This window comes from Agromyces albus (genome assembly GCF_030815405.1).
Taxonomy (GTDB): domain Bacteria; phylum Actinomycetota; class Actinomycetes; order Actinomycetales; family Microbacteriaceae; genus Agromyces; species Agromyces albus_A.
In genome coordinates this window covers 2,751,980-2,769,062 of record NZ_JAUSWX010000001.1, presented here as the reverse complement: position 1 = coordinate 2,769,062, position 17,083 = coordinate 2,751,980, and the positions used below count along the sequence as shown (strand labels likewise).

The 17,083-nt window shown below is 67.6% G+C and carries 27 protein-coding genes; 26 read left to right on the top strand and 1 reads right to left on the bottom strand.

What is annotated here, in order from left to right; translation table 11 throughout:
- Nucleotides 1–41 precede the first annotated feature (41 nt).
- The 23 genes from rpsJ (at nt 42) to map (ending at nt 12,511) form a co-directional block, all read left to right on the top strand.
- Complete coding sequence (rpsJ, locus tag QFZ29_RS13040; RefSeq protein ID WP_017201594.1) at nt 42–350, top strand: 30S ribosomal protein S10; 309 nt, start codon at nt 42–44, stop codon at nt 348–350.
- An 8-nt stretch (nt 351–358) separates the two neighbouring features.
- Nucleotides 359–1,015, top strand: a complete 657-nt coding sequence (gene rplC / locus QFZ29_RS13035; RefSeq protein WP_306894485.1) for a 50S ribosomal protein L3 — start codon at nt 359–361, stop codon at nt 1,013–1,015.
- A 4-nt stretch (nt 1,016–1,019) separates the two neighbouring features.
- Entirely contained in the window at nt 1,020–1,676 is a 657-nt protein-coding gene (gene rplD, locus QFZ29_RS13030) for a 50S ribosomal protein L4 (protein WP_129520958.1), read from the top strand.
- Nucleotides 1,673–1,975, top strand: a complete 303-nt coding sequence (gene rplW / locus QFZ29_RS13025; RefSeq protein ID WP_129520959.1) for a 50S ribosomal protein L23 — start codon at nt 1,673–1,675, stop codon at nt 1,973–1,975. Before rplD ends, rplW begins: the two co-directional genes overlap by 4 nt.
- A gap of 19 nt (nt 1,976–1,994) precedes the next feature.
- Nucleotides 1,995–2,834 (top strand): 50S ribosomal protein L2, encoded by an 840-nt coding sequence (gene rplB / locus QFZ29_RS13020; RefSeq protein WP_214868938.1) that lies wholly within the window; start codon nt 1,995–1,997, stop codon nt 2,832–2,834.
- Between the two features lie 12 nt (nt 2,835–2,846).
- Nucleotides 2,847–3,128, top strand: a complete 282-nt coding sequence (gene rpsS, locus QFZ29_RS13015; protein ID WP_056734934.1) for a 30S ribosomal protein S19 — start codon at nt 2,847–2,849, stop codon at nt 3,126–3,128.
- 26 nt (nt 3,129–3,154) lie between these two features.
- A complete protein-coding gene (rplV, locus tag QFZ29_RS13010) occupies nt 3,155–3,520 on the top strand; it encodes a 50S ribosomal protein L22 (RefSeq protein WP_129520961.1) in 366 nt (121 codons plus the stop codon).
- A complete protein-coding gene (gene rpsC / locus QFZ29_RS13005) occupies nt 3,520–4,272 on the top strand; it encodes a 30S ribosomal protein S3 (RefSeq protein ID WP_129520962.1) in 753 nt (250 codons plus the stop codon). Before rplV ends, rpsC begins: the two co-directional genes overlap by 1 nt.
- 2 nt (nt 4,273–4,274) lie before the next feature.
- Nucleotides 4,275–4,694, top strand: a complete 420-nt coding sequence (gene rplP / locus QFZ29_RS13000) for a 50S ribosomal protein L16 (RefSeq protein WP_122937453.1) — start codon at nt 4,275–4,277, stop codon at nt 4,692–4,694.
- Nucleotides 4,694–5,038, top strand: coding sequence for a 50S ribosomal protein L29 (gene rpmC, locus QFZ29_RS12995; protein ID WP_306894484.1), 345 nt, complete (start codon nt 4,694–4,696; stop codon nt 5,036–5,038). Before rplP ends, rpmC begins: the two co-directional genes overlap by 1 nt.
- 2 nt (nt 5,039–5,040) lie before the next feature.
- Nucleotides 5,041–5,346 (top strand): 30S ribosomal protein S17, encoded by a 306-nt coding sequence (gene rpsQ, locus QFZ29_RS12990; RefSeq protein ID WP_129520964.1) that lies wholly within the window; start codon nt 5,041–5,043, stop codon nt 5,344–5,346.
- Between the two features lie 32 nt (nt 5,347–5,378).
- Entirely contained in the window at nt 5,379–5,747 is a 369-nt protein-coding gene (gene rplN, locus QFZ29_RS12985; protein ID WP_129520965.1) for a 50S ribosomal protein L14, read from the top strand.
- Nucleotides 5,748–5,749: 2 nt separating this feature from the next.
- Nucleotides 5,750–6,109: a 50S ribosomal protein L24 gene (gene rplX, locus QFZ29_RS12980; RefSeq protein WP_306894483.1), complete on the top strand. Its 360-nt coding sequence runs from the start codon at nt 5,750–5,752 to the stop codon at nt 6,107–6,109.
- Nucleotides 6,109–6,696 carry a 50S ribosomal protein L5 gene (rplE, locus tag QFZ29_RS12975; RefSeq protein WP_129520967.1) on the top strand — a complete coding sequence of 196 codons (588 nt, stop codon included), beginning with the start codon at nt 6,109–6,111 and terminating at the stop codon, nt 6,694–6,696. The genes rplX and rplE overlap by 1 nt, the downstream gene beginning before the upstream one ends.
- Before the next feature lie 87 nt (nt 6,697–6,783).
- Nucleotides 6,784–7,182, top strand: a complete 399-nt coding sequence (rpsH, locus tag QFZ29_RS12970; protein ID WP_129520968.1) for a 30S ribosomal protein S8 — start codon at nt 6,784–6,786, stop codon at nt 7,180–7,182.
- A 4-nt stretch (nt 7,183–7,186) separates the two neighbouring features.
- Complete coding sequence (gene rplF / locus QFZ29_RS12965; protein ID WP_129520969.1) at nt 7,187–7,723, top strand: 50S ribosomal protein L6; 537 nt, start codon at nt 7,187–7,189, stop codon at nt 7,721–7,723.
- A gap of 2 nt (nt 7,724–7,725) precedes the next feature.
- The gene (rplR, locus tag QFZ29_RS12960; RefSeq protein WP_129520970.1) at nt 7,726–8,085 is read left to right on the top strand and encodes a 50S ribosomal protein L18; all 360 of its coding nucleotides are present in this window, start codon (nt 7,726–7,728) and stop codon (nt 8,083–8,085) included.
- Nucleotides 8,082–8,783 carry a 30S ribosomal protein S5 gene (gene rpsE / locus QFZ29_RS12955; RefSeq protein ID WP_129520971.1) on the top strand — a complete coding sequence of 234 codons (702 nt, stop codon included), beginning with the start codon at nt 8,082–8,084 and terminating at the stop codon, nt 8,781–8,783. Before rplR ends, rpsE begins: the two co-directional genes overlap by 4 nt.
- A complete protein-coding gene (gene rpmD / locus QFZ29_RS12950; protein ID WP_206737291.1) occupies nt 8,783–8,965 on the top strand; it encodes a 50S ribosomal protein L30 in 183 nt (60 codons plus the stop codon). Before rpsE ends, rpmD begins: the two co-directional genes overlap by 1 nt.
- Nucleotides 8,965–9,627, top strand: coding sequence for a 50S ribosomal protein L15 (gene rplO / locus QFZ29_RS12945; RefSeq protein WP_306894482.1), 663 nt, complete (start codon nt 8,965–8,967; stop codon nt 9,625–9,627). Before rpmD ends, rplO begins: the two co-directional genes overlap by 1 nt.
- A 113-nt stretch (nt 9,628–9,740) precedes the next feature.
- Nucleotides 9,741–11,063, top strand: a complete 1,323-nt coding sequence (secY, locus tag QFZ29_RS12940) for a preprotein translocase subunit SecY (protein ID WP_129520974.1) — start codon at nt 9,741–9,743, stop codon at nt 11,061–11,063.
- A complete protein-coding gene (locus QFZ29_RS12935) occupies nt 11,060–11,674 on the top strand; it encodes an adenylate kinase (RefSeq protein ID WP_306894481.1) in 615 nt (204 codons plus the stop codon). The genes secY and QFZ29_RS12935 overlap by 4 nt, the downstream gene beginning before the upstream one ends.
- Nucleotides 11,675–11,683: 9 nt before the next feature.
- Nucleotides 11,684–12,511, top strand: a complete 828-nt coding sequence (gene map / locus QFZ29_RS12930; RefSeq protein ID WP_306894480.1) for a type I methionyl aminopeptidase — start codon at nt 11,684–11,686, stop codon at nt 12,509–12,511.
- Nucleotides 12,512–12,527: 16 nt separating this feature from the next.
- On the opposite strand, the gene QFZ29_RS12925 is transcribed toward map, so the two are convergent.
- The gene (locus QFZ29_RS12925) at nt 12,528–14,453 is read right to left on the bottom strand and encodes a BglG family transcription antiterminator (protein WP_306894479.1); all 1,926 of its coding nucleotides are present in this window, start codon (nt 14,451–14,453) and stop codon (nt 12,528–12,530) included.
- 229 nt (nt 14,454–14,682) lie between these two features.
- On the opposite strand from QFZ29_RS12925, the gene QFZ29_RS12920 reads away from it, so the two are divergent.
- From QFZ29_RS12920 to ptsP, 3 genes are all read left to right on the top strand, one after another.
- Complete coding sequence (locus tag QFZ29_RS12920; RefSeq protein ID WP_306894478.1) at nt 14,683–14,994, top strand: PTS sugar transporter subunit IIB; 312 nt, start codon at nt 14,683–14,685, stop codon at nt 14,992–14,994.
- A 91-nt stretch (nt 14,995–15,085) separates the two neighbouring features.
- Nucleotides 15,086–15,352, top strand: a complete 267-nt coding sequence (locus QFZ29_RS12915) for an HPr family phosphocarrier protein (protein WP_306894477.1) — start codon at nt 15,086–15,088, stop codon at nt 15,350–15,352.
- Between the two features lie 42 nt (nt 15,353–15,394).
- Nucleotides 15,395–17,077, top strand: a complete 1,683-nt coding sequence (gene ptsP / locus QFZ29_RS12910; protein WP_306894476.1) for a phosphoenolpyruvate--protein phosphotransferase — start codon at nt 15,395–15,397, stop codon at nt 17,075–17,077.
- Nucleotides 17,078–17,083: the final 6 nt, after the last annotated feature.

The window sequence follows — 17,083 nt, the reverse complement described above, 5'->3', positions numbered from 1 at the left end:
TTGGAAGGGGTACGACGCCTTGACAGAGAGAGAGTCAGCAGATGGCGGGACAAAAGATCCGCATTCGACTGAAGTCGTATGACCACGAGGTCATCGACACCTCGGCGCGAAAGATCGTCGACACGGTGACCCGCGCGGGCGCCACGGTCGTCGGCCCCGTGCCGCTTCCCACCGAGAAGAACGTGGTGTGCGTCATCCGTTCGCCCCACAAGTACAAGGACAGCCGCGAGCACTTCGAGATGCGCACCCACAAGCGTCTCATCGACATCGTGGACCCGACGCCCAAGGCCGTCGACTCGCTCATGCGTCTCGACCTCCCGGCCGACGTCAACATCGAGATCAAGCTCTGAGGTAACTGATGTCCACCGCTACCAAGAACGTGAAGGGACTGCTCGGCACCAAGCTGGGCATGACCCAGGTGTGGGATGAGAACAACCAGCTCGTCCCCGTCACCGTCATCGAGATCGCGCCGAACGTCGTGACGCAGCTGCGCACGCCCGAGAAGGACGGCTACGACGCCATTCAGATCGCCGCCGGCGCCATCGACCCCCGCAAGGTCACCAAGCCGGCCGCCGGCCACTTCCGTGAGGCAGGCGTCACGCCTCGCCGTCACCTCGCCGAGGTTCGTACCGCGGATGCCGCGACGTACGAGCTCGGCCAGGAGCTCACGGTCGACGCCACCTTCGAAGCCGGCCAGCTCGTCGACGTCGTCGGCACGAGCAAGGGCAAGGGCTTCGCGGGTGTCATGAAGCGCCACAACTTCAAGGGCGTCTCCGCTTCGCACGGTTCGCACCGCAACCACCGCAAGCCCGGCTCGATCGGTGCTTCGTCGACCCCCAGCCGTGTCTTCAAGGGCATGCGCATGGCCGGTCGCATGGGTGGCGAGCGCGTCACCGTGCTGAACCTCCGCGTGCACGCCGTCGACGCCGAGAAGGGCCTGCTGCTCGTCAAGGGCGCGGTTCCCGGTGCTCGCGGCCGTCTCGTTTTCGTCCGCAACGCAGTGAAGGGGGCGTAGTTCCATGGCTACTGTCAACACCCTCGACGTTCTCGACGTGACCGGCAAGAAGTCCGGCACCGTCGAGCTGCCCGCCGAGCTCTTCGACGTGCAGACCAACGTCCCGCTCATCCACCAGGTCGTCGTCGCGCAGCTCGCTGCCGCCCGCCAGGGCACGCACAAGACGAAGACCCGCGGCGAGGTCTCCGGCGCCGGTCGCAAGCCCTTCAAGCAGAAGGGCACCGGTCGCGCCCGCCAGGGTTCGATCCGCGCACCGCAGATGACCGGCGGTGGCATCGTCCACGGCCCGCAGCCGCGTGACTACTCGCAGCGCACCCCCAAGAAGATGATCGCTGCGGCGCTCCTCGGCTCGCTCTCCGACCGCGCACGCGGCGGCCGCATCCACGTCGTCGAGACGTTCGCGGCGAGCGAGGCCCCGAAGACGAAGGACGCCATCGCGCTCCTCGGTGCGATCGCGCCGGCCAAGCGCTTCCTCGTCGTGGTCGCCCGCGGCGAAGAGCTCAGCGAGCGGGCCGTTCGCAACATCCCGACCGTGCACTCGCTGCGCGTCGACCAGCTGAACGCCTACGACGTGCTCGTCTCCGACGACATCGTCTTCAGCACGGCTGCACTCGAGGCGTTCATCGCCTCGAAGGCGAAGAAGGAAGAGGTCTCGGCATGAGCGCCGCGCACAACAAGGACCCGCGTGACATCGTCATCGCGCCGGTCGTCTCGGAGAAGAGCTACGGCCTGATCGACGAGGGCAAGTACACGTTCATCGTGGACCCGCGCTCGAACAAGACCGAGATCAAGCTCGCCATCGAGAAGATCTTCAACGTCCAGGTGGCGTCGATCAACACCTTGAACCGTCAGGGCAAGACCCGCCGCACCCGCTTCGGCATGGGCAAGCGCAAGGACACCAAGCGCGCGATCGTCACCCTCAAGTCCGGCTCGATCGACATCTTCACGGCTGTCGGCTAGGGAGCAGAGGAAACACACTATGGCTATTCGTAAGTACAAGCCCACGACTCCGGGTCGTCGCGGTTCGTCGGTTGCGGACTTCGCAGAGATCACCCGCTCGACGCCTGAGAAGTCGCTGCTCCGCCCGCTGTCGAAGACCGGTGGCCGCAACAACCAGGGCCGCATCACGACGCGTCACATCGGTGGTGGCCACAAGCGCCAGTACCGCGTGATCGACTTCCGTCGCAACGACAAGGACGGCGTGCCGGCCAAGGTCGCTCACATCGAGTACGACCCCAACCGCACCGCTCGCATCGCGCTCATCCACTTCGTGGACGGCACGAAGCGCTACATCCTCGCGCCGAACAAGCTCCAGCAGGGCGACGCGATCGAGTCGGGCCCCGGCGCCGACATCAAGCCGGGCAACAACCTCCCGCTGCGCAACATCCCCACCGGTACCGTGATCCATGCGATCGAGCTCCGCCCCGGCGGCGGTGCCAAGATGGCCCGCTCGGCCGGTGCCTCCGTTCGCCTCGTGGCGAAGGACGGCCCCTACGCCCAGCTGCGTCTGCCCTCGGGCGAGATCCGCAACGTCGACGCGCGCTGCCGCGCGACCGTCGGCGAGGTCGGCAACGCCGAGCAGTCGAACATCAACTGGGGCAAGGCCGGCCGCAAGCGCTGGAAGGGCGTCCGCCCGACCGTCCGCGGTGTCGCAATGAACCCCGTCGACCACCCGCACGGTGGTGGTGAGGGCAAGACCTCCGGTGGTCGCCACCCGGTCAGCCCTTGGGGCCAGTCCGAGGGACGCACCCGTCGCCCCAACAAGGAGAGCGACAAGCTCATCGTCCGTCGTCGCACCGTCGGCAAGAAGCGCAAGTAGGAGTAGAAGAAGATGCCGCGCAGTCTCAAGAAGGGCCCCTTCGTCGACGACCACCTGCTTCGCAAGGTCGTTACGCAGAACGAAGCCGGTTCCAAGAACGTCATCAAGACCTGGTCACGTCGATCGATGATCATCCCGGCGATGCTGGGTCACACGATCGCCGTACACGACGGTCGCAAGCACATCCCGGTGTTCGTCACCGAGACCATGGTGGGCCACAAGCTCGGCGAGTTCGCCCCCACCCGCACCTTCCGTGGACACGTGAAGGACGACAAGAAGGGCCGTCGCCGCTGACGCGGTGACGTGAAGGAGGAGAAGAAATGGTGGAGTCGATCGCACGCGTGCGACACATCCGCGTCACCCCCCAGAAGGCTCGTCGCGTCGTCAACCTGATCCGCGGCAAGCAGGCTCAGGAGGCCTTGGCCATCCTGAAGTTCGCACCCCAGGGTGCGAGCGAGCCGGTGTACAAGCTCGTCGCCTCGGCCATCGCGAATGCTCGCGTCAAGGCCGATGCCTCGAACACCTACCTGGACGAGCAGGACCTGTACATCAGCCGCGCATTCGTCGATGAGGGCACCACCCTCAAGCGATTCCAGCCGCGCGCGCAGGGTCGTGCGTTCCGCATCAACAAGCGCACCAGCCACATCACGGTTGTGCTCGCCACGCCCGAGGAGGGTACGAAGTAATGGGTCAGAAGGTAAACCCGTACGGCTTCCGTCTCGGCATCACCACCGACCATGTGTCGCGGTGGTTCTCCGACTCGACGAAGCCCGGTCAGCGCTACTCCGACTACCTGGCAGAGGACATCAAGATCCGTCGTCTGCTGCAGACGTCGCTCGACCGCGCGGGAGTCTCGCGCATCGAGATCGAGCGCACCCGTGACCGTGTCCGCGTGGACATCCACACGGCGCGTCCCGGCATCGTGATCGGCCGCCGCGGCGCCGAGGCGGAGCGTATCCGCTCCGACCTCGAGAAGCTCAGCGGCAAGCAGATCCAGCTCAACATCCTCGAGGTGAAGAACCCCGAGGCCGACGCCCAGCTCGTCGCCCAGGGCATCGCCGAGCAGCTCTCCGCCCGCGTGGCCTTCCGCCGCGCGATGCGCAAGGGCCTGCAGGGTGCCCAGCGCGCCGGTGCCAAGGGTGTCCGCATCCAGGTCTCCGGCCGCCTCGGCGGCGCCGAGATGAGCCGTTCGGAGTTCTACCGCGAAGGCCGTGTGCCCCTGCACACCCTCCGCGCGAACATCGACTACGGCTTCTACGAGGCGAAGACCACCTTCGGCCGCATCGGCGTGAAGGTCTGGATCTACAAGGGCGACATCACCAACAAGGAGCTTGCCCGCGAGCAGGCCAACCAGAAGTCGTCGCGCCCCGAGCGCACTGACCGTCCCCGCCGTGCGCCCAAGGCGCAGGAGCCGGTGGCAGCAGGAGTTGAGGCATAACCATGTTGATTCCCCGTCGAGTCAAGTACCGCAAGCAGCACCACCCCGGCCGTTCGGGCCAGGCGACCGGTGGCACGAAGGTCACCTTCGGTGAGTTCGGCATCCAGGCCCTGACCCCCGCGTACGTGACGAACCGTCAGATCGAGTCCGCTCGTATCGCGATGACCCGTCACATCAAGCGTGGCGGCAAGGTGTGGATCAACATCTACCCCGACCGTCCGCTCACGAAGAAGCCCGCCGAGACCCGCATGGGTTCCGGTAAGGGTTCGCCCGAGTGGTGGGTCGCCAACGTCAAGCCGGGTCGGGTCCTCTTCGAGGTCTCGGGCGTCTCCGAGGAACTCGCTCGTGAGGCCATGACCCGTGCAATCCACAAGCTGCCCCTCAAGGCACGCATCATCAAGCGCGAGGAGGGCGACGCATAATGGCCGTCGGAACCAAGGAGCTCACCCCGGTCGAGCTCGACACGTTTGAAGACGAGCGACTCCTCGATGAGCTGAAGAAGGCCAAGGAAGAGCTGTTCAACCTGCGCTTCCAGTCGGCCACCGGTCAGCTCGAGAGCCACGGCCGCCTCCGCGCGGTCAAGCGAGACATCGCCCGCATCTACACGGTCATCCGTGAGCGCGAACTCGGCATCCGGGCCACGCCCGCGCCGGTCGAGGCTCCGGCCAAGGCCGAGAAGAAGACGAAGAAGGCCAAGGCAACGGCATCCGAGACTGTACCGGTCACGGATGGCGCAGCCGAGGCCGCAGAGACGAAGGAGGCCTGATCATGGCTGAGACCAAGAAGGCTGTCGAGGCCGAAGTCGCCGAGTCGGCCGAACTCGTCCGCGGCTACCGCAAGGTTCGCCGCGGCTACGTGACCAGCGACAAGATGGACAAGACCATCGTCGTCGAGGTCGAAGACCGCGTGAAGCACCCGCTCTACGGCAAGGTGATGCGCCGCTCCTCCAAGGTGAAGGCACACGACGAGCTGAACACCGCCGGCATCGGCGACCTCGTCGTGATCAGCGAGACCCGGCCCCTCAGCGCCACCAAGCGCTGGCGCCTCGTCGAGATCGTCGAGAAGGCCAAGTAAGCCTCGCGCTTGCTTGAGAGAAGGAGTTAGAAGTGCTTCAGCAGGAATCACGAGTCAAGGTCGCCGATAACACCGGCGCCAAGGAACTGCTCACGATCCGCGTCCTCGGTGGCTCGAAGCGTCGGTACGCCGGTCTCGGCGACACCATCGTCGCGACCGTCAAAGACGCGATCCCCGGCGGCAACGTCAAGAAGGGCGATGTGGTCAAGGCCGTCATCGTCCGCACCGTCAAGGAGACCCGTCGTTCGGACGGCTCCTACATCAAGTTCGACGAGAACGCAGCGGTGATCCTCAAGAACGATGGTGACCCCCGTGGCACCCGCATCTTCGGACCGGTCGGTCGCGAGCTTCGCGACCGCAAGTTCATGAAGATCATCTCGCTGGCACCGGAGGTTATCTAGTCATGGCCAACATCAAGAAGGGTGACCTCGTGCAGGTCATCTCGGGCCGCAGCCAGGCCCGCGGCGGAGACCGCGGCAAGCAGGGCAAGGTGCTCGAGGTGATCGTCGCCGAGAACCGCGTCGTCGTCGAGGGCGTCAACTTCGTCACGAAGCACGTTCGCGTCGGCCAGACGCAGCGCGGCTCGAAGACGGGTGGCATCGAGACCCACGAAGCGCCGATCCATGTCTCGAACGTGTCGCTCGTGGACCCCGAGTCGAAGAAGCCGACCCGCGTCGGCTTCCGCCTCGAGACCGTGACGAAGGACGGCGTCGAGAAGACCGTCCGCGTCCGCTACGCCAAGAAGTCAGGTAAGGACCTGTAATGACCGATACGGCAACGCAGGCTGGCAAAATCCAGCCGCGACTGAAGACCAAGTACCGGACCGAGATCTCGAAAGCTCTCACCGAGGAGCACGGCTACACCAACGTGCACCAGGTGCCGGGCCTCGTGAAGATCGTCGTGAACATGGGCGTCGGTGAGGCAGCCCGCGACGGCAAGATCATCGACGGCGCGATCGCCGACCTCACGAAGATCACGGGCCAGAAGCCGCAGGTCACGAAGGCCCGCAAGTCCATCGCGCAGTTCAAGCTGCGCGAGGGCCAGCCGATCGGCGCGCACGTGACGCTGCGCGGCGACCGCATGTGGGAGTTCCTCGACCGCCTGCTCTCGCTCGCGCTCCCGCGCATCCGTGACTTCCGCGGCCTGTCGGAGAAGCAGTTCGACGGCAACGGCAACTACACCTTCGGTCTCACGGAGCAGTCCGTGTTCCACGAGATCGACCAGGACAAGATCGACCGCGTCCGCGGCATGGACATCACTGTGGTGACCACCGCCAAGAACGACGAAGAAGGCCGCGCGCTGCTCAAGCAGCTCGGGTTCCCCTTCAGGTCGAGCGAAACCCCCAGCTGAACCGGACCGGGGCATCCGCCCCGGCCACACCACAGGTCGGCGTCCGTGGAACGGGCGTCGAAACCTGGTGAACGATAGGAAATACCCATGACGATGACCGACCCGGTCGCTGACATGCTGACCCGCTTGCGGAATGCGAACTCCGCGCACCACGACTCCGTCGCGATGCCCAACTCGAAGCTCAAGGCGCACATCGCCGAGATCCTGAAGAACGAGGGCTACATCGCCGACTTCGAGGTCACCGACGCACGCGTCGGCAAGACCCTCACGCTGCAGCTGAAGTTCGGCCCGAACCGCGAGCGTTCGATCGCCGGCATCAAGCGCGTGTCGAAGCCCGGCCTGCGCGTCTACGCGAAGTCCACCGAGCTGCCCAAGGTGCTCGGCGGCCTCGGCGTCGCGATCCTGTCCACCTCCAACGGTCTGCTCACCGACCGTCAGGCCGAGAAGAAGGGCGTGGGTGGGGAAGTCCTCGCCTACGTGTGGTAGTTCCATGTCACGAATCGGACGACTTCCCATCGACATCCCCGCGGGTGTCGACGTCACGGTCGACGGCCTGGCCGTCACCGTCAAGGGCCCCAAGGGTGAGCTCGCGCTCACCGTCGCGAACCCGATCGAGGTGAAGATCGAGGACAACCAGGTGCTCGTCACCCGGCCCGACGACGAGCGCAACTCGCGCTCGCTGCACGGTCTCACCCGCACGCTCATCGCGAACCAGATCATCGGCGTCACGCAGGGCTACACCAAGGGCCTCGAGATCGTCGGCACCGGATACCGCGTCGCCCAGAAGGGTTCGTCGGTCGAGTTCGCGCTCGGCTTCTCGCACCCTGTGGTCGTCGAGCCCCCGGCCGGCATCACGCTGACCGTCGAAGGCAACAACAAGATCACGGTCGCCGGCATCGACAAGCAGGCCGTCGGCGAGACCGCCGCGAACATCCGCAAGATCAAGAAGCCCGAGCCCTACAAGGGCAAGGGCATCCGCTACGCCGGCGAGGTCGTGCGTCGCAAGGCCGGAAAGTCAGGTAAGTAATCATGGCTGTGAAGACCAAGACGGCTGCGCGTTCGCGCCGCCACACCCGCCTTCGCAAGAAGGTCATCGGAACCGAGCAGCGTCCGCGCCTCGTCGTCACGCGTTCGGCCCGCCACGTCTTCGTGCAGGTCGTCGACGACGCCGTGGGTCGTACCCTCGCGTCCGCATCCACCATGGAGGCAGACCTCCGAACCTTCGACGGTGACAAGACCGCCAAGGCCAAGAAGGTCGGCGAACTCGTGGCCGAGCGTGCGAAGGAGGCCGGCATCGAGGCGGTCGTCTTCGACCGCGGTGGCAACAAGTACGCCGGTCGTGTCGCAGCCATCGCTGATGGCGCGCGAGAGGCGGGGCTGAGCCTGTGACCGACAACAAGAAGGAGAACGAGGTGGCTGCAGTGGCAGAGGCACCCGTGGAGACCGCCGCCGCGAGCGAGGTCCCCCAGAACGAGCCGCGCGAGGCCCGTCGTGGCAGCCGCGAGCGCGGCCCGAGCCGTGACCGCGGTGGCCGTGACGCCGAGAAGAGCCAGTTCCTCGAGCGCGTCGTGACCATCAACCGAGTGTCGAAGGTCGTCAAGGGCGGCCGTCGCTTCAGCTTCACGGCGCTTGTCGTCGTGGGCGATGGCAACGGTCTCGTCGGCGTCGGCTACGGCAAGGCGCGCGAGGTCCCGACCGCGATCTCGAAGGGCGTCGAGGAAGCGAAGAAGAACTTCTTCCGCGTACCTCGCGTCGGTGGCAGCATCCCGCACCCCGTGCAGGGTGAGGCAGCCGCCGGTGTCGTGCTCCTCCGTCCGGCCGGCCCCGGTACCGGCGTCATCGCCGGTGGTCCGGTGCGTGCCGTGCTCGAGTGCGCCGGCATCCACGACGTCCTGAGCAAGTCGCTCGGTTCGTCGAACACGATCAACATCGTGCACGCCACGGTCGCGGCACTGTCGCAGCTCGAAGAGCCGCGCGCAGTCGCAGCACGTCGTGGTCTCGACTACGACCAGGTCGCCCCCGCGCGCCTGATCCGTGCCGAGGCGGCGGCGGCCGAGGCGGCCGCAGCAGCGAAGGCAGGTGCGTGATGGCACAGCTCAAGGTGACCCAGATCAAGTCCAAGGTGAGCGAGAAGCAGTACCAGCGCGACACACTGCGCAGCCTCGGACTCAAGCGAATCGGCCAGTCGGTCGTTCGCGAGGACACCCCGCAGAACCGCGGCTACGTGAACACCGTCGCCCACCTCGTGAAGGTTGAGGAGATTGACTAATGGCTGACGAGAAGAACGACGTCGACGCCGTGGCCCCCAAGAAGGCCCCGGCCAAGAAGGCGCCGGCCAAGGCCACCGCCGACAAGGCCGACAAGGCACCCGCGAAGAAGGCACCTGCCAAGGCTGCTGCCGCGAAGACCGACGACGCGAAGGCCGACAAGGCTCCCGCGAAGAAGGCCCCCGCGAAGAAGGCAGCTGCCAAGGCGGATGTCGCGGAGAAGCGCGAGCAGGTGCTGAAGGTGCACCACCTCCGCCCGGCTCCCGGCGCCAAGAAGGACAAGACCCGCGTCGGTCGCGGTGAGGGTTCGAAGGGCAAGACCGCCGGTCGTGGCACCAAGGGCTCGAAGGCCCGCGGCAACATCCGCCCCGGCTTCGAGGGCGGGCAGCTTCCGTACCACATGCGTGCGCCGAAGCTCCGCGGCTTCAAGAACCCGTTCCGTGTCGAGTACCAGGTCGTGAACCTGCAGAAGCTCGCCGAGCTCTACCCGAAGGGTGGCGACGTCACCGTCGCCGATCTCGTCGAGAAGGGCGCCGTCCGCAAGAACGAGCTCGTCAAGGTGCTCGGAAACGGCGATATCGCGGTGAAGCTGAACGTCGCGGTCGACAAGGTCTCCGGCTCAGCAGAGCAGAAGATCGTCGCCGCCGGCGGCTCGGTCAAGTAAGACTGCACCACCGATTGCCCGAGCCTGTCGGGACCTCGCGTATGATTCACGGGGGTCTCGACAGGCTCGAGCCGCATATGGACTGACTCCACGACGGAGCAACAGGAGGACGAGTGTTCAACGCCATCGGGCGGATCTTCCGCACGCCGGATCTTCGCCGAAAGATCGGATTCACGCTGGGCATCGTCGCCCTGTTCCGGCTCGGTTCCTTCATTCCGGCGCCCTTCGTGGACTTCGGCAATGTGCAGGCGTGCCTCGCGGCCAACCAGAACGGCGCGGCAGGTCTCTACGACCTCGTCAACCTCTTCTCGGGCGGCGCGCTGCTGCAGCTGTCGATCTTCGCGCTCGGCATCATGCCGTACATCACCGCATCGATCATCGTGCAACTGCTGCGCGTGGTGATCCCACACTTCGAGACCCTCTACAAAGAGGGCCAGGCCGGCCAGGGCCGTCTCACGCAGTACACGCGCTACCTCACGATCGCGCTCGGCGTGCTGCAGTCGACGACCCTCATCACGGTCGCCCGTTCCGGAGCACTGTTCCCGCAGGGCGCCACCGAGTGCACGCAGCTCATCACGAACGATGCGTGGTACGCGATCCTCCTCATGGTCATCACGATGACCGCCGGAACCGGGCTCATCATGTGGATGGGCGAGCTCATCACCGAGCGCGGCATCGGCAACGGCATGTCGCTGCTGATCTTCACGTCGATCGCCGCGACCTTCCCCGGTTCGCTCTGGTCGATCGCGCAGCAGCGCGGCTTCGAGATCTTCGCCCTCGTGCTCGCCATCGGACTCCTGATCGTGGTCGCCGTGGTCTTCGTCGAGCAGTCCCAGCGGCGCATTCCGGTGCAGTATGCGAAACGCATGGTCGGCCGGCGCACGTACGGCGGCAACAACACGTACATCCCGATCAAGGTCAACATGGCCGGTGTCGTGCCCGTCATCTTCGCCTCCTCGCTGTTGTACCTGCCGGCGCTCATCGCCCAGTTCAACCAGCCGGCCGCCGGCGAGACGCCGCAGGCGTGGGTCACGTGGATCACCAACTACCTCACGCAGGGCGACCAGCCGTTCTACATGCTCCTGTACTTCCTCCTCATCGTCGGGTTCACGTACTTCTACGTCGCGATCACGTTCAACCCCGACGAGGTCTCCGAGAACATGAAGAAGTACGGCGGGTTCATCCCCGGCATCCGCGCGGGCCGTCCCACGGCCGAGTACCTCGACTACGTGCTCACCCGCATCACGCTGCCCGGCTCGCTCTACCTTGGTGTCGTCGCGCTCATCCCGCTGATCGCGCTGGCCTTCGTGGGAGCGAACGCGAACTTCCCGTTCGGCGGCGCCTCGATCCTGATCATCGTGGGTGTCGGCCTCGAGACCGTGAAGCAGATCGACGCCCAGCTCCAGCAGCGACACTACGAAGGACTCCTCCGATGACGGCATCGGGCGCCTCGGCCCGATTCCTCATTGTGGGTCCGCAGGGCTCCGGCAAGGGCACGCAGGGCGTGCTCGTCGCCCAGGCGTTCGGGATCCCCTCGGTTTCGACGGGCGACGTGTTCCGTGCGAACATCTCGGGCGGGACCGAGCTCGGCGAGAAGGTGAAGTCGATCGTCGAGGCGGGCGACCTCGTGCCCGACGAGCTCACGACCGAGCTCGTGCGCGATCGGCTCTCGCAGCCCGATGCCGCGAGGGGCTTCCTGCTCGACGGGTACCCGCGCAATCAGGGCCAGCTCGACGATCTCGACGAGTTCCTCCGCTCCCGCGGCGAGTCCCTCGATGCGGTCATCGAGCTGATCGTCCCTCGTGACGAGAGCGTGCGCCGGCTGCACCAGCGCGCGGTCGAACAGGGCCGAAACGACGACACCGAGGAGATCATCGCCAATCGCCTCGCGATCTACGAACGCGAGACGGCGCCGATCCTCGGCGTCTATCGCGATCGCGGGATCGTGGCCGAGATCGACGGCGTCGGCTCGCTCGATGAGGTCACTGCTCGCATTTTCGCCGCCCTCGCCGACCGCGGCTTCACGCCGCTGGCCGCGAGCGCCTGAGCCGCGTTCGTGTTCAAGCGCTCCGTCTACAAGTCGCCGGTCGAACTCCGTGCCATGCGCGCGGCGGGTGCCGCGACGGCCGCGGCGCTCGCTGAGGCGAGGCGGCTGCTGCAACCCGGTGCGACGCCGCTCGAGCTCGACGCCGCCGCCGAGCGCGTGATCCGCGGTCTTGGTGGTCGGCCGAACTTCCAGCTCGTGCCCGGCTACCGGCACACCCTGTGCGTCTCGGTCGACGACGACGTCGTGCACGGCATCCCCGGCGAACGTCCGTTCCGGCCCGGCGATATCGTCTCGGTCGACGGCGGCGCCGAGCTCGACGGCTGGAACGGCGATTCGGCGTTCACTGTCGTGCTTGACGACCCTTCGAGGCCCCAGGTGGTCGCGGCACGAGAGCAGCTCTCCGCGGTCACGGAGCGCGCCCTGTGGCGGGGCATCGCCGCTCTCGCCGGTGCCGCCCACCTGAATGAAGTGGGCGCCGCGATCGAGGACTCCGTGCGCGAGAGCGGGGAGTACGGCATCCTGACCGACTACGTCGGCCACGGCATCGGTCGTTCGATGCACGAGGAGCCTCCCGTCTTCAACTACCGGGTCGACCGGCGCGGCATCCCCGTGAAGCCCGGACTCGTCGTCGCGATCGAGCCCATGATCGTCGCGGGCGCCGTCGAGACGTTCGTGCGCGACGACGAGTGGACGGTCACGACCGCCGACGGCGCGGATGCCGCGCACTGGGAGCATTCCGTCGCGGTGCACGGCACCGGGATCTGGGTGCTCACCGCCGAAGACGGCGGCGCCGCAGGGCTTGAGCCCTACGGCGTGCGTCCCGTTCCGATTCCCTAAGCCACTTCGACGAGGCTCAGGGCTCCATGAGGTGAGCGAGCTCGACGAGCAGACCGGGGTAGTCCTGTGCGCCGTACACGAGGCGCTGCACGTTCTCGCGCTCGGAGAAGGCCTCGACGAACTGGTCGAACACGTCCTGGAACTCGGCCCGCCCCGCTTCGGAGAATGCGATGAGCGCGACGACGTTCACGCGAGCCCCCGCCCAGTCGAGCGGCGTCTCGTCGATCGCGATCGCAATGGCGGTGCGCTTGGCCGACATGGTCATCGCGTGCGGCACGGCGAGCTGCTCGGTGAACGCCGTCGACGACATGCGTTCCCGCTCGATGGCGCCGTCGACGTAGGCCTGGTCGATGACGTCCTCCGCGATCATGCGGTTGCCGAGCGCCCGGATGACGCCCTCGCGGTCGAGGCCCCGCATCCCGCGCACGAACAGCTCCGGGGCGATGTACCGGGAGAGCGATGCCGCGAGTCGGCCGCGCCGACGTGCCCGCCGGATGCGCCCGATCTCGCCGCGCACGCGATCGAGGTCACCCTCGGTCGGGAACGGCGAGATCAGCACGAGGTGCTCGACCGGCACCGCCGGCTCGACCACTGAGATCACGAGCTCCGCCGGCAGCGACGCCCACTCGACGTCGGCATGGTCGATGAGCGAGACGAGCTCGAGGTCGTCGCCGAAGGCTGCCCTGATGCGCGCCGCGAGGGCGGTGTGCACGTCGTGGTAGGCGGGCGCGACGATGGCGGCCCGAACCCGCTCGTCGACCGCCCTGCGTCGGTCGAGGTTCGCTCCGACGTGCATGGCGATGTAGGCGATCTCGTCGTCGTTCACGACGATGCCCTCGGTGCGCTGCAGCTCGCTCGCGATGTAGACGGCGAGGTCGTAGATGAGCGGATACGCCGACTTGATCGTGGTGGTCAGGGGGTTGCGGGAATAGCGCTGTTCCTGGGCCCTCGCGACGAGGTTGTCGACGTGCAGTGCGAGGCGCTCGACGAAGTCCCCGTCGTCGAGCTCGATGAGGTACTCGGCGGCCGCCCGCGCGACGATGGCCCGCACGAGGCCGACGCGGGCGGACTGCGGCGGGGCCGGGGCATCCGTCGTCGGTGTTGACGCCGTTCGCGTCGCCGCGCGCGTCTGCAGGAGGCGAGCGAGGTGGCCGAGCTCCGCCTCGCCGATCGAGCTGCCGAAGTGCTCGGCGATGAGCCGGTCGAGCAGGAGCATGAGGCGACCGCGGTCGTCGGCAGCCGGGTCGGTATCGGCCCGAGCAGAGCGGTCGGGCACGGCGTCGTCGGCGTCGAGCGGATGGTCGCGAGCCACGCGGTCGAGGGCGATCGCGATGTGCAGGAGCACGTCGTTGAGTCCGTACTCGTTGGGCGCGAACCCCGCCTCGGCGAGGCCCGCCACGAGCGCGCCGCGGAATGCGGGCAATTGCGGGAACGTCGCGCGCAGTTCATCGAGCTCGAGCATGCCGCGCGCGGACTCCTCGCGGAACAGCACGCCGAGGAGCCGTCGCCTCGCAGACTCGGGCCCAGTGAGCGAGACCCGCGGCCCGCTCCGCACGAGGTTGAGGGCCGATCCGTCGAGGCGTGTTCGGATGCGGCCGAGGTCCGACTCGATCGTCGACTCGCTCACGTGCAGGTCGCCCGCCGTCTCGAACACGTCGATGCCGTCGTCGGCGTCGATGAGCGAGCGGATGACGCGAGCCGTTCGAGCGGCGGGGGAGACGTCACTCGGGGCGAGCGCGCCACGTGCAGCCCAAGCTGAGCGGTCGAGCCGATAGCCGAGCGGACCCGACACGACCACCGGGCCGCCGGCGGCGTTCGCCTGCGCGACGTAGCTGCGGATCGTGCGCGCCGTGACGCCGAGCCGGTCGGCGAGCGCCCCGGCCGTCGTCCAGTCGTGCTCTCGAGCGAGGACCTCGACGAGTCGCTCCCACTTCTCGGACACGCAATGCTCCAGGGGTCGGCGCCCGCGCCACGCGGCGCCGAGCGGTGCTGCCAGTCAACCACCCGGGGCGGGCCGAGGGCGCCTCCTGCAGCGGATTTTCCGGGGGAGCGGAAGCGGATCTACTGGAGGCCGGCCGTGCTGGGGCGCAGAATCGTCAGTGATCGCGGCACACGCCGCGGCCGACACGATCAACGGAGACCGCGAAGCGGCCGGGGCGAGGAGGTGCAGGGTGCGAATCATCGTCGTCTGCGGTGCCGGCGCGTCGAGCACGTTCGTGGCACACCGGATCCGCACGGCCGCAGCGGCCCGCGGACTCGCCGTCGAGGCGAAGGCCACGAGCGAGTCCGCGCTGGACGCGGCGCTCGCCGGGGCCGACGTGCTGCTCATCGGCGCGCACCTCGCGGAGCGTGTCGACCGACTGCGTGAACGCGCTGCGGCGGCATCCGTGCCGATCGCGATCCTGCCGGAGAGCGCCGCAGCTGCGCCCGACGGCGAGGATGCCCTCGACCTGGCCCTCGAGTTCGCTGGGGCCGGATCATGAACCAGTACGCGGCAACCGCCGCCCCCTCGTCACCTGCTGCATGGGGATATGGTGAACGAGGGAACGGACGCCAGCGACGGAGACCGGAATCATGGTGGAACGCACAGTTCGAATCGGATCGACGCACGGCCTGCACGCGAGGCCTGCCAAACTCTTCACCCAGGCCGTCGCCTCGTCGGGGGCCGCTGTCACGATCAGCAAGTCCGGTGGCAACCCCGTCAATGCTGCGAGCATTCTCGCGGTCATCGCGCAGGGCATCGACCACGGCGACGACGTCACGATCGTCGTCGACGGCGGTGACGAGCACGTCGTGCTCGACCGTCTGGTCGAGCTGCTCAGCACCGACCACGACGAGTAGCGCGGGGCATCCGTCTCCTTTCGAACCGTTGGAGGAAGGCGAATGATGAAAATCACGGGTACGGGCATCGGTCAGGGTGTCGCAGTCGGGCCGGTCGTGCGAATGGCGGAGCGACTGCCCGAACCGGTCGACCGGCCGAGCCACCTCGACCCCGAGCGCGAGGGCGAACGGGCGAGGGCATCGCTCTCGGTCGTCGCCGCGGAGCTCGCGAGCCGCGGTGCGAAGGCCGGCGGCGCCGCGAAGGACGTGCTCGAGGCGCAAGCCATGATGGCCGAGGACCCGAGCCTCATCGACGAGGTCACGACGCGGCTCGCGACGGGCAAGACCGCCGAGCGCGCCGTGTTCGAGGCCTTCGCCTCGTACCGCGACCTGCTCGCCGGCATGGGCGGTTACATGGCGGAACGCGCCACCGACCTCGACGACATCTCGCAGCGGGTCATCGCGCACCTGCTGAAACTGCCAGCGCCGGGAGTGCCGAGCCCGGGGCATCCGTTCATCCTCGTGGCCCGCGATCTCGCGCCGGCCGACACGGCCACGCTCGACCTCGACCAGGTGCTCGGCCTCGTGACGGTCGACGGTGGCCCCACCTCGCACACCGCCATTCTCGCCCGTGAGAAGTCGATCGTCGCGATCGTGGGAGCAGCGGATGCCGCGAGCCTCGCCGACGGCGACACCGTCATCGTCGACGCCGAGAACAGCCTCGTCGTCACCGAACCCTCACCCGCGGCGATCGCGGAGGCACAGGAGCGCATCGCCGAACGCGCGGCACGCCTCGCCGCACCGGTCTCGCCGGGAGCCCTCGCCGACGGCACGCCGGTGCCGCTCCTCGCGAACCTCGGATCCGCCGACGGCGCCGCCGAGGCCATCCAGCTCGGGGCCGAGGGCGTCGGGCTCTTCCGAACCGAGTTCCTCTTCCTCGACGCCGACAGCGCGCCGAGCGTGATCGACCAGCAGCAGCACTACACGAAGCTGCTCTCCGCGTTCGCGGGCAGGAAGGTCGTCGTGCGCGTGCTCGACGCCGGGGCCGACAAACCTCTCTCGTTCCTGAACGACGCTCCTGAAGAGAACCCGGCACTCGGACTGCGCGGCATCCGTGCCCTGCGGCACGCCGAGGTCATCCTGCGCGAGCAGCTCACCGCGCTCGCCGCGGCCGACGCGGCGACCGACGCCGAACTCTGGGTCATGGCGCCGATGATCGCCACCGTCGAGGAGACCGAGTACTTCACGCGGCTCGCCGGCGAGCTCGGCATCAGGGTCGCGGGCGTCATGGTGGAGGTGCCGTCCGCGGCGCTCCTCGCCCGGCAGGTGCTCGCGCACGCGGCGTTCGCCTCGATCGGCACGAACGACCTCACCCAGTACACGATGGCGGCCGACCGCATGCTCGGCACCGTCGCGAAGCTGCAGGACCCGTGGCATCCCGCGGTCCTCAAGCTCATCGCCGAAGTCGGCCGTGCCGGCATCGAACTCGGCAAGCCGGTCGGCATCTGCGGCGAAGCCGCCGCCGACCCGCTGCTCGCCGTCGTGCTCGTGGGCCTCGGCGCCACGAGCCTGTCGATGTCGCCATCGGCACTCGCAGATGTCCGCGCCTCCCTCGCGCGGTACAGCCAGGACGACGCGAAGGCGCTCGCCCAGGCAGCTCTGGCCGCTGAGGGAGCGGTCGAAGCCAAGCAGGCGGCACAGGCCGCCGCATCCGAGATCACCGCGACGCGGGCAGCCGCGTCGTAACCATGA